Origin of the sequence: Moorena sp. SIO1G6 (genome assembly GCF_010672795.1) — a bacterium.
Taxonomy (GTDB): Bacteria; Cyanobacteriota; Cyanobacteriia; order Cyanobacteriales; family Coleofasciculaceae; genus Moorena; species Moorena producens.
The window spans coordinates 53,456-67,540 of record NZ_JAAHFZ010000011.1; the positions used below are offsets into that span (position 1 = coordinate 53,456).

At 44.1% G+C, this 14,085-nt stretch carries 11 protein-coding genes; 8 read left to right on the top strand and 3 right to left on the bottom strand.

From position 1 onward, the window contains the following. The first annotated feature begins 115 nt into the window (after positions 1-115). The gene (locus tag F6K63_RS13175) at positions 116-1,534 is read left to right on the top strand and encodes a DUF4335 domain-containing protein (RefSeq protein ID WP_287265872.1); all 1,419 of its coding nucleotides are present in this window, start codon (positions 116-118) and stop codon (positions 1,532-1,534) included. 433 nt (positions 1,535-1,967) lie between these two features. Here F6K63_RS13175 and F6K63_RS13180 read toward each other — a convergent pair whose 3' ends face one another. Then, the gene (locus F6K63_RS13180; RefSeq protein ID WP_287265873.1) at positions 1,968-2,726 is read right to left on the bottom strand and encodes a class I SAM-dependent methyltransferase; all 759 of its coding nucleotides are present in this window, start codon (positions 2,724-2,726) and stop codon (positions 1,968-1,970) included. A gap of 516 nt (positions 2,727-3,242) precedes the next feature. Continuing rightward, positions 3,243-4,235: a ribose-phosphate pyrophosphokinase gene (locus tag F6K63_RS13185; protein ID WP_008186946.1), complete on the bottom strand. Its 993-nt coding sequence runs from the start codon at positions 4,233-4,235 to the stop codon at positions 3,243-3,245. A 924-nt stretch (positions 4,236-5,159) separates the two neighbouring features. On the opposite strand from F6K63_RS13185, the gene F6K63_RS13190 reads away from it, so the two are divergent. From F6K63_RS13190 to F6K63_RS13200, 3 genes are read left to right on the top strand one after another with little or no spacing between them, the layout of a single operon-like run. Continuing rightward, complete coding sequence (locus F6K63_RS13190; protein ID WP_008186949.1) at positions 5,160-7,079, top strand: serine/threonine-protein kinase; 1,920 nt, start codon at positions 5,160-5,162, stop codon at positions 7,077-7,079. A gap of 7 nt (positions 7,080-7,086) precedes the next feature. Further along, complete coding sequence (gene bioD / locus F6K63_RS13195) at positions 7,087-7,758, top strand: dethiobiotin synthase (RefSeq protein ID WP_287265875.1); 672 nt, start codon at positions 7,087-7,089, stop codon at positions 7,756-7,758. 45 nt (positions 7,759-7,803) lie between these two features. After that, a complete protein-coding gene (locus tag F6K63_RS13200; RefSeq protein ID WP_008186953.1) occupies positions 7,804-9,201 on the top strand; it encodes an MlaD family protein in 1,398 nt (465 codons plus the stop codon). 233 nt (positions 9,202-9,434) lie between these two features. Here the strand turns inward: F6K63_RS13200 and F6K63_RS13205 are convergent, their stop codons facing one another. Continuing rightward, positions 9,435-9,743, bottom strand: a complete 309-nt coding sequence (locus F6K63_RS13205) for a DUF3288 family protein (RefSeq protein WP_008186955.1) — start codon at positions 9,741-9,743, stop codon at positions 9,435-9,437. A gap of 509 nt (positions 9,744-10,252) precedes the next feature. On the opposite strand from F6K63_RS13205, the gene F6K63_RS13210 reads away from it, so the two are divergent. The 4 genes from F6K63_RS13210 (at position 10,253) to F6K63_RS13225 (ending at position 14,072) form a co-directional block, all read left to right on the top strand. After that, positions 10,253-11,131, top strand: coding sequence for a filamentous hemagglutinin N-terminal domain-containing protein (locus F6K63_RS13210; RefSeq protein WP_287312332.1), 879 nt, complete (start codon positions 10,253-10,255; stop codon positions 11,129-11,131). Between the two features lie 471 nt (positions 11,132-11,602). Further along, positions 11,603-13,108, top strand: coding sequence for an autotransporter outer membrane beta-barrel domain-containing protein (locus tag F6K63_RS13215; protein ID WP_287295561.1), 1,506 nt, complete (start codon positions 11,603-11,605; stop codon positions 13,106-13,108). Positions 13,109-13,192: 84 nt separating this feature from the next. Then, entirely contained in the window at positions 13,193-13,582 is a 390-nt protein-coding gene (locus tag F6K63_RS13220; RefSeq protein ID WP_287312333.1) for a hypothetical protein, read from the top strand. 82 nt (positions 13,583-13,664) lie between these two features. After that, positions 13,665-14,072 (top strand): helix-turn-helix domain-containing protein, encoded by a 408-nt coding sequence (locus F6K63_RS13225; RefSeq protein ID WP_353813014.1) that lies wholly within the window; start codon positions 13,665-13,667, stop codon positions 14,070-14,072. Positions 14,073-14,085 lie beyond the last annotated feature (13 nt).

A 14,085-nucleotide genomic window follows, 5' to 3' on the forward strand; every position in this document is an offset into this window, starting at 1 on the left:
ACCCATTATCAATTATCAATTATCCATTATCGATTACCCATTATCCATTACCAATTACCCATTCCCTCAATGCTAGTCTAAGAGGTTGAAGGGGATTTTTCAGCAGGAACAGCCGATGACAATTCGACGCCAGTACAGTCTTCCCAACTGTACCCTAATCCTGGAGGGTTGGAGTAATAGTACCACAGGGGATGGGTTACAGCCAGATGCCCGACCATTGCTGACAACTCTAAGTAATGCGGAATGCTATGTAGGGGCTATGGACAAACCCCTCAGCGGTGGGCGGGATTTTTTTGAGGACTTGGTAAATAGTGTAAGCCGCTATGCTCAGGAATTTTTGTCTAAAGTGCCTCACCCCCAACCCCATGCTGAGAAACCAGCTAAGGTGCATCTGCAGAAAGTCGAGGACAAGAATTTGCATCGACTGATACTGCTAAATACTGCTGAGTCAGGAGCAATGACTAACTCAGGCAAACCTCTCCATGTAGATTTGAACACAGTGCAGTTGTTTGACTTGGTGGAGGCGATTGACCAGTTTTTGGCTGATGGACGAACCCTACCAGATATTAGTGTTTCGTTGCAGCCTGTTTCTAAGCACTATCGCCAAGCTGAAAAACCAGTAACCGAGCGTACTGGACCTGCTGCACTGGGAATGGCAAGTTTGGCTCTAGCTGCGATCGCATTTTTCTTTGTACCGATTCCAGAAGTACGGGAACCCGAACCTTCCCGAACAGGGGAAAATACTAATGAAACCACCACCCCAACTGGGGAGAGTGACCCTCAGGCAACACCAACACCAACACCAAAGGGAACACCACTCTCCATCGACGAGCTAGAAAAAGTGCTCACAACTGCACCAGAAATTACTGATCCCACAGAGTTGCGCTATATACAAAGAAGCCTGCAAAAGCGAATTTTTCGAGCTTGGGGGAACCGGCAACAGTTTGCTGGGAATTTAAAATACCAGGTTAGTGTTGGCAGAGATGGTGCGATTTTAGGCTACAAACCCGTTAATGGCACACCCTTGGATGGGGCAGAGCAAACCCCCCTGCCTGAATTGCTCTACACCAAGACTACAGACAATATTGCTACCCAAGAACCTATTGCTCAGTTCCAGGTGTTATTTAAACCAGGGGAAAACGAAGGGATTCTCGAAATCAGTCCTTGGGATGGTTATATGGGTAAGATTACCCTAGGTCCAGAAATTACTGACATCGCTGTCATTAATGATTTGAAAGACAAAGTGTCTCAGCCAATTCGTGACAGTTGGAATAAAACCTCCAGCTATCCTCAAGATTTAACTTATCGAGTAGCTGTGACTGAAGAGGGTATCATTGCTGATTATGAAGCAATTGATAAAGAGTCTTGGGATTACTCCCAAGAAACTCCTTTAGAACGCCTAATGAAGCCAGCAGCAGCTGGAATTGGTAGCGAAGGGACTGGGTTAGTACCCCAGAAGCCCCTTGCTCATTTCCGAGTAGTCTTTAAAAATAATGGCGAGTTAGACGTTAGTCCCTACAGGAGCAACGAATAATTTACTGTGGCAAATTGAACAAAATCTCTCCCTAACCCCACCTATAATAGGTAGGGTTAGGGAGACCAAACAAAAAACACTACCTTTTCTTATTCTTTTGGCAATTCTAGATTAATGATATTGGTGTTAAGCTATATTAATAGAATATATAGCGTTTGGAGCTCGATTGTAAACACACGAATTACCAAAAAATGCCAAAGGAATCTCCCCTAAACCCTGGCTCGGAAGGGGGGCAGGTAAAAGCCAAGAGGGGAAAGAGCTCCTCAGTTTTATTGCCAAAAAAAAGACCATACAGGTTTACATCTCAAATACAAACGCACTTAGCTGATAGCTGATAGCTTTAGTTTTTATAGTTTTTCGGGTTTCGGTTTTAAGCTCATGCCGTCAGAATAGCGTATTTCAAGATTTTTTCAACCGGCCCTCACCTGAATTATTACCCTTTTTTCAATTCGTTTTTCCGAAAAATGCAGAATTTTTGCGTCCGCTCTTGCCCAACCAAGGAAAACCCTGCGGTTTCGAACAAGCTAAGATACTCTGTTTCATCGAAAAATATTAATCGCATTTGTTGTTGAGAAAGGATCTTGCCATTTGCTGAAAATGTATAAGTCTTCTGTAATGATTGTTCTCCAAAGTCGGTTTTTTGCGTATACACGATTCCATCTTTGATTGGCATTTCAGAATTGGTATGATCCCCTTGAATCGACATACATAAAATACCATCCTTATCTAAAATATCATACAGTTTGTTCAGGGATTTCATCTGCACATCTTTGTTAGGGCAATAACTATACAGCCGATATTGTTGTTCTTGCTCTCTGTAGGAGAAACAGAAAACTCCCCCAGTCGAAATAACAGCCTCAAAAGTCTCGCTGGTTTCATAATCTTCAATACTTGCACATACGAGCCTCACCGAATTATCCTTGAGTCTTTTTTCTGCTTGTGTAAGCATCGCAGGCGAGAAATCAATACCTGTAATATTATAATTCTCCAATAACAACATCTGCTCCGTTAATAAGCCGCTTCCCACCCCCATATCCAGAATTTTTCTTCTTTCACCCAAAATTTTCTGCAATGATGTGGCATAACCCTTATGGTCATAATAGCCAGATGTCATCAAGTTATCATAATACTTGGCGAGTTCTGTGTATGTATTGTCCACAGACACCAAATCAGAAGATTCTTGTTTTCCCATAAAAATCATGCCTCTTTGAATTTATATATAATAATATCATTTAGGTGGGGATAAATAAACCTTAAAACTCATAATCAAAAAATAAACCTGAAAGCTTTTATTCAAGGGGTTTTCACGATTTGAATCTCAATTCATAACACCTGAAAACCGTTTATAATCACCCCCTTAGTGGGCAGGTATGTCAATGGGTTAAAAGGGAGGTGGGGTGCTGGGGAGAGTTTTTTTTAGGTTAAAAATACCTAAGGTGCGCTTGATCCATTAAGAATTAAATTCGCCACGGTTCCCATTTTTATTAATAAAAATTACCCCACGGTGCGCGTTCAGCACCGCTATCTCCCTATCTCCCGTTTCTCTCCACCTCCTATCCAAACGAATAATTTTTAGTGGCCAATTTAATCTTGGCTGATACCCAGTTGCGTTATTGGTTGACTGTTAACCATTGCTTGTATCTAGTCAACACTCAACACTCAATACAACTTTTTAAAATTAAAATCCCCCCGGGAGCAGGGGGGATTTTCAACGAAACATACTGCTGACAGAAGAGTCTTCATGAATACGCCAGATGGTTTCACCCAATAAGTTAGCCACTGAAAGCACTGTCAACTGTGGAAACTGTTTCGCTTCCGGAAGTGGAATAGTATTGGTAACAATTACTTCTTCAAACACCCCACTAGAGAGGCGCTCTACAGATGGTGGCGAAAACACGGCATGGGTTGCACAAGCGTAGACTTGACGAGCACCCTCTTGACGCAGTACTTTGGCCGCTTCACAAATCGTGCCAGCAGTGTCAATCATATCATCCACCAACACCGCAGTTTTACCCTTCACATCCCCAATCACATTCATGACTTGAGCGATATTGTGAGCTTGCCTGCGCTTGTCGATAATGGCAAGGGGGGCATCATATAGCTTTTTGGCAAACGCTCTGGCTCTAGCCACACCACCAACGTCCGGCGAAACTACTACCAGATCGGTTAGTTCCTTAGAAGCCAGGTATTGTCGTAATACTGGTAAACCGTAGACATGGTCGCAGGGGATATCGAAATAACCTTGAATTTGAGCGGAGTGCAAATCCATTGCCAAAATCCGATTAGCACCAGCTTCAGTAATCAGGTTAGCCACCAGTTTCGCTGTAATGGACTCACGCCCCGCCGTTTTACGGTCTGCTCGAGCATAACCATAGTAAGGAATCACAGCAGTAACTTGCCGTGCTGAGGCTCGACGGCAAGCATCGATCATAATGAGTAACTCCATCAGGTAATCATTCACCGGATAGCAAGTCGGTTGAATCAGGTAAACATCACACCCCCTGATGGATTCTTGAATTTGGACATAGAGCTCCCCATCAGCAAATCGTTTCCGTACCATCGGTCCCAAGTCGATGCCTAGATAGCGTGCCACTTCCTGAGAAAGGGAAACATTTGCCGAACCAGAAAATAGTCTTAAACGATTGTTATCGGCTATCTGGGGCAGAATAGGTTGAAGCTCTAAAGTAACTGAACTGCTCACAGCAAACCCTCGAAGCTTATTTCAACGCGATCTTAACATTCTAAGAATATCCTTTTTATAATAATTTTTATAATTATTTATTTAAATTTGATTAATATTTTATTAATTTTTATAGCATTTAACTCATACAGTACTTTCCGCAAGACACAATATATTGCAATCCGATCTGATTCGTGAAAGAAATGGGCTGCTTTAAGGCAGGAGGCAGGAGGCAGGAGGCAGGAGGCAGGAGGCAGGAGGCAGGAGGCAGATGGCAGAATGTAAGGGAAAAGGATCGAGTTTTTAAAAATTTCAGTGATTTTACAAATGATTTAGGATTGCTATATAGTGTAGTGTGATCAAACTAAGGTCATAAATCAAGAATTTTTTTTAAGTTTCTTAGTCAAATCCGAAAATAAACTATTGTCCCTAATTTGATGTTCAACTGTACATCTATTCAATTAAGGTAGTTATTTGAGATAATTCCACAGGAAAATAAGATAGCAATGAACATGTCGTGATGTTATAATAAACCAGAAAAACCTATATAAGCAGGTGCACAAAATTAATTGCACATTTACCGAAAATCAAAGCCATGCAATGTAAGGGTTACAGAGATCCAGAGTAGGTAATTAATTTTGTTTAGGTGCTTAGCAGTTGTGATATTGATTAACTACACAGGATTTTTTCCCTATTCCCTATTTCCTATTCCAAATTCCCTACAGGACTTACGCAATAACTATACTTGTAGGGTATAGCTTCTGACTCTACACCATAAGCGGGTTTGGAGTCCAGTCTTGGGTAAGCGCTGATTTATATGCTTATCAACTGTTACTCAAAGGAACAGTTGGAATCCATCGGTGGAGTTCCAAAGCAACCGAAATAAGTCTAAACTTCAAGAATACTCCTCCTGCCTCATTGTCCGTAACAACTGATCTACCACCGATGGAACCACCGATTGCCTCTGGAACTATTCTGCAAAATCGCTACCATCTGCTCCGTGTCCTTGACCAAGGAGAATTCAATCGGACTTACCTGGTAGAGGATCAAGGGCGTTTCAATGAACCTTGTGCCCTCAAAGAATTTATTCCCCCTCAGACAGAAACTAATAATTTAGATAAGTCAAGGCAACTGTTTCAACAAGAAGCAGGTATCCTGTATAAAATTGAACACCCCCAAATTCCTCAGTTCCGAGCTACCTTTGAAGAGCAAGGACGGCTGTTTCTGGTGCGAGACTACGTAGAGGGAAAAACCTATGGTGAACTACTAGAACAACGGAAAGCCCTTCAGAATCAAAGTGAACCTCTATCTTCTAATCCCGATGGGGAAGTCCAATCACCCCCAATGGCTAGCCCGACCAAGTTGGGAGTCGTATCAGAAACGGAAGTGCGTCAGCTATTGCAGCAATCTTTGCCAGTTTTGGACTACATCCACAGCCAAGGGATTATTCACCGAGATATCATACCGGATAACATTATCATGCGGGAGACGGACAGTATACCGGTGTTGATTAATTTGGGTGTGGTACAGGAACTGGCAACTCGTCTTCAATTGCCCGATACTCCCACACCAACAACTAGTATTGGCAAAAGCGGTTACGCTCCCAGGGAGCAAATTCAGACCGGTCAGGTGTATCCAAGTAGTGACCTATATTCCCTAGCAGTGACTGCGATAGTGCTACTGACTGGGAAAGAACCAGAAGAACTGGTGGATAATACTAATCTGACTTGGAACTGGCGTCCCTGGGCTAGGGTTAGCGATGAGTTAGCTGAGATATTAAATCGGATGCTTAGTTATCAAGCAAGCGATCGCTACCAATCCGCTAGAGAAGTCTTGTATGCCTTTCAAGCTTCTGGGTTAACTCCCCAACTTCCAAAACCCAAGCCAATACCCGGCACGACAGTGGCATCAGCTCAAGGTGGAACACCCAGGGAGGCTAGAGGTGGAGAACCGAGTGAACCGGTGATGTCTCAAGCCACGGGTCGCTCTATCTGGAATAGTCCTTGGCCGCTGCTTGGGATAGCTACAGGACTAGCAGTGCTGGCAGGAATAGGCTCTTGGGTGTGGGTGAGCAATTTTAATCAGCAGGACACTGGCAAATCTCCAAGTCCTAAGGTGTCAGTGAGTCCTAGTCCTAGTCCTAGTCCGACTCCCACTCCGAGCCCTAGCGCTAGTCCAACCCCTAGCGCTAGTCCAACCCCGAGTAAACCTCAAATCTACAGTCAGCGTCTAGAGCTTTCTGCTGGTAAAACCCTTTCAAAATCCAGGAATTTAAAGGCTAATCACACTATTAACTACATTATCCAGGGTAAACAATACCAAACCCTGAAGACATATCTCAGTGACGAAGGGGTCTTGATGACAGTGCTTGGCCCGGACGGAAAACCAGTGGACAATCGAGCTAAACGGGTACGGCAATGGGAAGGGAAATTTCCTTTCACTGGCAACTACACGATTCAACTAAGTCCAGTTAAGGGTCTACCGAATAGCGATTATCAGCTAGGATTAAGGTTAACAGAAGCACCGAAGCCGAAACCTAAACCTAAACCAACTGCTGATTATAACATAGAAAGGGTCAATTTATTGCAGGGAAGCAAGGGTTTGCAGCTACTGGGTCGCACTAGCCCCCAGAAGATTCAGCGCTACTTGGTGAAGGCTAAACAGGGTAAGCAATTGAAGCTAGAGGTGATTGAAAGTGATGTGGCTTTAACTATCCGCTATCCCAATGGGAAGTTAGTGGAACAGGCTTCAGGGGTGCAAAGGTGGCAAGGTCAGCTGCCTAGTTCTGGTGAGTATATAGTAGATGTAATTGCTAAACAGGAAAGAAAGTTTGCTTTAGATATTAGCCTTTCAGACTTAAAGTGAGTCAATCTTGAACGTATTACTAATTACTGGCACCAATACAGGCATCGGCAAAACGGTTTTGACTTCTGTGATCGCTGCTTATTGGCAGACTTACCGTCCTCAAGAGAGTCTGGGGATATTCAAGCCGATTCAAACCGGAATTGGCGATCGCGAAATTTACCAGCAACTATTTGACTTGGCTCAAACCCTGGAGGAGATCACACCCGTGGAGTTTAAAACCCCTGCAGCACCACCAGTTGCTGCAGATCTAGAAGGAAGACAGGTTGACCTCGAAAAGGTCTGGCAAGGCTTCAATACTCTGCGCAGTCAGCGGGATGTGGTCTTGGTGGAAGCTTTGGGAGGACTAGGTTCACCGGTGACTCATGAACTGATTGTGGCAGATTTGGCAAGGGATTGGCGATTGCCAACGGTATTGGTTGCGCCGATAGAATTAGGAGCGATCGCACAAGTGGTTGCTAATGTTGCCCTGGCACGCTCATCACGAGTTGACCTCAAAGGCATTGTCCTCAATTGCGTCCAACCTCGTACCTCCGAAGAAATAACTCAGTTGGCTCCGATTAGGTTAATCGAGACTCTAACCAATGTTAAGGTTTTGGGGATTTTACCTCATCTATCTGACCCAATGGACTACTCGAAACTTGCTCAAGTGGGTTCCAATTTGGATGTCAGTGGTTGGTGAGGCATGATGGTAAATGTGAGGGGAAAGGGTAAAAAAGGTTAAACTATGCGATCGCGGACGATTCGAGAAGGCTCCGTTGGCTTATTAATAGTAGCAGGACTTGCTGTTTTCGGTGGACTTGTTGTATGGATTAGTGGCATTAGCTTAGGTCGAAAGAGCTATAAATTCATTGTCAATTTTGGGAACGCTGCTGGGATGCAAGTGGGGGCATCGGTCAGCTATCGCGGTGTCCAAGTTGGGAGAATCACTAAGATTGAACCCGGTACTAATGGGGTCAATGTCACCGTTGAAATTGATGACCCTGGATTGTTAATCCCCCGCAAAGTCCAGGTTGAAGCTAATCAATCGGGTTTAATTGGTGCTACCAATGTGGATATCATGCCCCTAGGACAATTACCTGCAACTGCTCAAAGTCTTACACCCTTCGGAGCACAATGTAATTCTGCCCTAGTTATTTGTGAAGAAGATCAGATTAATGGTGATGTGGGTTCCACCTTTGCTGACCTTCTACGGAACGGAAATCGCATTGCTGAACTCTTCGGTGATCCAGCCTTTTTTGACAAAATCAATAGCCTTGCGGAAAATGCCTCCAATGCAGCTAGAGACGTTTCAGAACTTAGCAAAGAGATGACCCAGTTGTCCCGCATCGTGCGGCAAGAGGTAGCAGGCTTGTCCAACGCAACGAATGCTGTGACCAGTGCGGCCAATCAAACATCTAGTCTAATCGGGTTGGCAACCAGTAGCATTTCTAGTACCTCCGAGCAATACAGCCAAACGGCAAGGGAACTCAATCAGTTGATCACCTCTGCCAATCAACTATTGGTCAGCAATCGGGGAAATTTGGTCACCACCTTGGATAGCATCTCTCAGGCCAGTGAAGATCTGCGTATACTGACCAGCAACTTAACCGTTACCGCGAATCGGGTTAACTCAGCGGTTTATCAAACGGATGTATCACAAATGCTGCGGAACTTAGAAAACCTATCAGCTAATGCTGCCCAAGCATCTGCTAACTTACGTAATGTTTCCAATACTCTCAACAGTCCCACTAATTTACTGGTATTGCAACAAACCCTCGACTCAGCACGAGTTACCTTTGAAAATGCCCAAAAGATTACCGCTGACCTAGATGATCTGACTGGGGATCCAGCGTTTCGCCGCAATGTCAAGGATTTAGTTAATGGACTCAGCGGCTTAGTGTCTTCTACCGAGCAGCTGCAACAGCAGGCTCTGATATCTCAACAACTGGAAGCTCTCAATACTGCTATAGATACAGCTTCGTCTAATGAGCTGGCTAAAACTCCTCCCATCCCTAAGTCCCCCCCTAAGATCGATCTACCTAAGATAGATCCAATAGCTCCCGCTGATCAGAACCTTAAACCGAATCAAGAAAAACAGATCTTTAAGCTTTTACCCCCAGCCCCTAGGAAATCGGTTAAATGAAATTAATCTAGTAAAGGGAGCAGGGAGCAGGGAGCAGGGAACAGTGGTAAGAGGCCGTATTCAGTAAATTTTGTTAGTTGAAGAGCCTAATTTTGTTTTTACAGTAAGCTTTCTGAGTTTTTTAACTGGAAATTTATCATAAAAGGTACTGAAAAACCAACATGATTTTTTCCCACTCCCTACTCCCTACTCCCTACTCCCTACTCCCTATTCCCGACTTCAGCAAAGAAGTCTTAAGTCCAGTCATCCTGGCTCCCACAACTGTTGTCTCGTCTATACGCGAGACCGGCTTGATGAATCTGAAGGGTTTTCTCAAAAAGCTGTTGTTCTGTCAGTTGCCATCGCTGAAGCAATAAATCCAAGTCTCTTTGAATGGCCCTAGCACCGGGAAAGCTGTCATAGCGAATCCGCAGTCGGGCTAATTCCGCCAAGTTGTATTCATTGGGTTGTTGTTGTAAAAGACGGTTAACTATTTCGCGATCGCGTTTTTCCTGAGGATGTTGCTGGTCTTGATTTCCTACCATCTCAGTCAAGGCTTCCATGCTTGCTTGAACATCAATCACTACTTATACCAAAGGGAACAGGTAACAGGTAACAGGGAATCGGGAATCGGGAATCGGGAATCGGTAATCGGGGTAAGAGTGTGGGGATATAGGGGACAGGTAATACTGATATTTTGCACTATTTACAATTACTTAAAAATAGTATATCTAATGCTTAAAGATAATAAGTTATAGTTTTTTTAAACATTAGATATACTTGGTTGTTTTTTGAAAAAATAGCACTACGCATTAAGGTGTTTGACATTCCTAAACTCCGAAACTTAGTCATACCTGACTTGTGACAAGTGACTTCTGACTTGCGCGTAGCGCTATAAACAGATGTTACTCTGACCAACAGTGCCGGGAAATCTAAGACTGAGACTAATCGGCCAGACAATTCCATGAAATGCGTAAGCTTCCCCTTTGCCCACAAAGCTCATCCGATATCTAGCTCCGACTACAGGACTAATCTCCTCACAGAAAGGCTACCCAAAGATACCATTTCACTAATGCAAATAGGCTTAGTGGGATTGCTCGAAGTTAGTAGTCTATGTTTATTACTCGCCTCACCCACCCTTGCTCAAATTACCCCAGATAGTACCTTGGGGAATGAAAATTCTCAAGTTACTCCCAATCAGACTATCCGTGGTGCCGCAGCGGATTTAATCGAAGGGGGAGCGATTCGAGATAGTAACTTATTCCACAGTTTTCTGGAATTTAATGTAGGTAATGGTCAGCGAGTGTATTTTGCTAATCCCGATGGCATTACCAATATTTTGACTCGTGTCACCGGTAGCACCCTCTCTCAAATTCTCGGGACCTTGGGAGTAAACGGTAGCGCTAATTTATTTTTGCTTAATCCCAATGGTATTGCATTTGGACCAAATTCTCGGTTAGATGTAGCAGGCTCCTTTGTTGCTAGCACTGCTGATAGTGCGGTATTTGACAATGGTTTCAATTTTAGCGCTAGTAATCCACAGGCCCCACCATTGTTAACCATCAATATTCCCATCGGTTTGCAATATGGTAGCAATCCTGGTTCAGTAAACGTGACAGGAGCTACCTTAACGATCGAGACTGGGCAAACCATGGCCTTACTTGGGGGTGAAGTTAACCTCAATGGTGCCACCCTTCAAGTGCCAGGGGGACGGGTAGAATTAGGAGGATTATCCAGTCGAGGAACCGTTACGCTCAATGGCGCAACATCCGTAAGTTTTCCCGATGGAGTCCAACCAGCTGATATTTCCTTGACTAACAGTAGCTTAGTAGATTTGACACTCCCCGCCCTGGAAGGACGGGGATTCTTGTTTCAACGAGGTGACTTGTTATCCCTTGCCGGAGCCAGGAAAAATAGAGGTCTCCTCTCCCCAAGCGTAGTTGGTCTTTGACCTAGGTTTCGGTGTGCCGGAGACGAAACCTTAGAAGAGTGGAGCCTTAATAAAAAAGTTTTAACCAAAGGTGCGCTTTCCGTCGGCGAATTAAATTCGCCACGGGTCGCACCTCTTTTATGCATAGCCGACTAACCATAAAGGCGACCCTCTGAATACGGTAACTTCTAACCCCACCGTACCTTTTTTTTATATAGATAGATACTTTTTTTGATCTAATTTTTTCCTAGACGTTCAAGTCGTTAGACCCAATGGAGCAATATGTACGCTCTACATATTTTTTACGTTGCCTACTTATGATTAGATAGTATCTCTCTACTTTTAAAGTTTATTGTTTATGCTTTCATTATAGCACATCTCTTACAAACTTTCATTGAAAGCCGTCGAACGAAGGACGGGGCTTTAAACCCAAAATTTTCGGTAACTAATGTCAATGGCGGAAATATTGCCATCAATGGTGCTAACTTCGACATGTCAGCCAGTGAGTTACAAGCTGGATTGACCTCAGGAGAATCGATACCAGATGCAGTAGCTGGCAATATAACTATTAACGCCAAAGGCAATACCAATCTCAGTGACAGGAGTTTGATTGCTAATGATGTAGAAACTGGAGCGATTGGCAATGGCGGTTTCATAGAGCTAACCACTAGCGCCCTTACCATCACTGGTGGCTCAAGAATTCAAACCATTACCAATAGCAATGGGGCATCAGGAGATATTGAGATTAATGCCAATGGTGCCATTGAGATCTCCGGTTTTACTGAAGATGGTTTATTTAGCGGGATTCTAACTCGTTCCGCTGTTGACACTAGTGGCCCGGGAGGCAACATTACCATTAATAATTCCCAAGGGTCACTGAATCTAGCGAATCGGGGATTTATCGGTACAGTTACCAATAGTAGTAGTAATGGCGGTGCGATCGCACTCCATCTCAATAACTTAGTCCTTGACACTGGTGGACAGATTATCACCGCTACCACCAACCTAGGTAATGCTGGGGATATCACGATTAAGGCTAGCGAAAGTGTCACTATCTCTGGGGAAAGTCGGGATTTTCTCCCTAATCCTTTGTTGGAATTAGAAACCTTTGACCTAAATGCTCTGGAGTTTATTACTGAACCCAATCCCAACGTGGCGGAATCTGGACCTGGAGGAATTCCCTATGTTTCCATTGAACGGACTCCAGAACAGATTATTAATGGCACCACCGTATTGGGTGCAGCAGAAAATCAAATCGATTACTTCTCCTTCAGCATCACCACTCTTCACAGTCGAGCTATTTTCGACATCGACAATGGCTTTACAGGGGGAGACGGCAACGTAGATACCAAGATTTTCCTGTTTAATCAAGGCACAGGAGAATTATTAGAGGTCAATGAGGATTCTTTGACCGCTGATGGTGCCGGTGGAAGTTTACAAGTCTTTGGCAGTTTCACCACAGACTCCTTAATTGATACCACTATTACTGAGCCAGGGGTTTACTTAATCGGAGTCGGTGCCTTCCCCTCTGATGTTAGTAATAATGAATTGATCGAGGGCGCAACACCAGAAGTGGGGGACACTTACACCCTGCAAGTGTCTCTAGAAAACCTTGGCACAGAGGGAGTCTCGTTACCGGAAGACCGTTTCAATCCAGCTAACTTTAATCCTAATGTGGAAGCCAGGAGCGGCTTATTTTCAGAATCGATCGGCACAGGGGATGGTGGCAGCTTAACGATTAATACTGACAAATTGATACTGAACAATGGTGGTAGAATCTCCACCGATACCTTTGATGCTGGTGCTGGTGGCAATATTACCTTCAATGTCGGCTCATTGCTGGAAGTGAATGGATCAAGCTTAATCTCAAGCATTGTCCGGGGTAAGGGAAATGGGGGCAACCTCGTGATTGATACCAAAAAATTCCAGCTGAACGGGGGCTTGCAACAGCTAACTAAAATATCCACTTATCTACCATTATATCTTAAATTGTTGTAGATTATAGCTATGGCACTTGTACCCGACCTAAGGCGGTCGAACTTACGGGACTCTCTAGGAACACGTTGAGGAAGTAGAAAGACAATGGGACGATCAGATGCGAAAAGACTCCAGGAGGAACTAGACTTTTTGATTGAGAAAGCCTACTCAGGTTCGGCTCAAGACATACAGAACATAATAGACTTCGTCAATTCACAGTGTGCTATTGCCTCCTCAGTAGTACCAAACAAAGAGACGACCTCCCTAGGCAAGTCGCCTACCTCCACTCCCTCTTCCCGGAAGCAGAAATCGTCAAAGACATTGGTTGAGGACTCAACTACAAGAGGAAAGGACTTAAAACCATATTGGAGCGAGTCGTGCGCTCAGATAAGCTCACGATTGTTGTTACCTGTAGAGACAGACTCACCCGATTCGGATTTGAACTCATTGAGTACTTGGTTAGAAGTTACCGTAAGAGTAGTGCAGCCTTTATAGTTGGTAAATTATGCAGCATAGGGTAAAGGTTTTGTAGTAAGGCTGCACTACTCTAAGGTTTCATCTCCGGTCGGTCTCAACGGTGGAAAAATCCTGGTTCTCGACCAACCTGAAAGTTGTCCAGAATCCGAGCAAACCGCAGATCTTCTCTCCATCATTCATGTCTTCTCATGCCGTGTCCACGGACTCAGAAAATATGGGAAGAAAATCAAAGAAGATGCGACTGTTCCTAAACCCTGAACAGCGAAGGCTTGTTCGCCAATGGTTTGGAGTGTCCCGTTATGTGTTCAATAAAACCATCAAAATACTCCAGGAGGGCATTGTAAAAGCTAACTGGAAAGCTATCAAAACCGACCTATTAAACGACCTACCTGAGCAGGGTAAGCGCAAGAAAATTTATGGGTTCGATATGCTAGAGTTTAAGGGAATGGAGGTTTCTAAAACTAAGCGCATATACCTTGTATCCATGCTGGCTCGTTTAGCTTTTTGACGAGTACTGCGTT

What these genes read in the sequence shown, in the direction of transcription:
- F6K63_RS13175 (WP_287265872.1), top strand. Translation starts at nt 116, where the DNA reads ATGACAATTCGACGCCAGTACAGTCTTCCCAACTGTACCCTAATCCTG.
- F6K63_RS13180 (WP_287265873.1), bottom strand. Translation starts at nt 2,726, where the DNA reads ATGGGAAAACAAGAATCTTCTGATTTGGTGTCTGTGGACAATACATAC.
- F6K63_RS13190 (WP_008186949.1), top strand. Translation starts at nt 5,160, where the DNA reads ATGGAACCACCGATTGCCTCTGGAACTATTCTGCAAAATCGCTACCAT.
- F6K63_RS13200 (WP_008186953.1), top strand. Translation starts at nt 7,804, where the DNA reads ATGCGATCGCGGACGATTCGAGAAGGCTCCGTTGGCTTATTAATAGTA.
- F6K63_RS13205 (WP_008186955.1), bottom strand. Translation starts at nt 9,743, where the DNA reads ATGGAAGCCTTGACTGAGATGGTAGGAAATCAAGACCAGCAACATCCT.
- F6K63_RS13210 (WP_287312332.1), top strand. Translation starts at nt 10,253, where the DNA reads ATGCAAATAGGCTTAGTGGGATTGCTCGAAGTTAGTAGTCTATGTTTA.
- F6K63_RS13215 (WP_287295561.1), top strand. Translation starts at nt 11,603, where the DNA reads ATGTCAGCCAGTGAGTTACAAGCTGGATTGACCTCAGGAGAATCGATA.
- F6K63_RS13220 (WP_287312333.1), top strand. Translation starts at nt 13,193, where the DNA reads ATGGGACGATCAGATGCGAAAAGACTCCAGGAGGAACTAGACTTTTTG.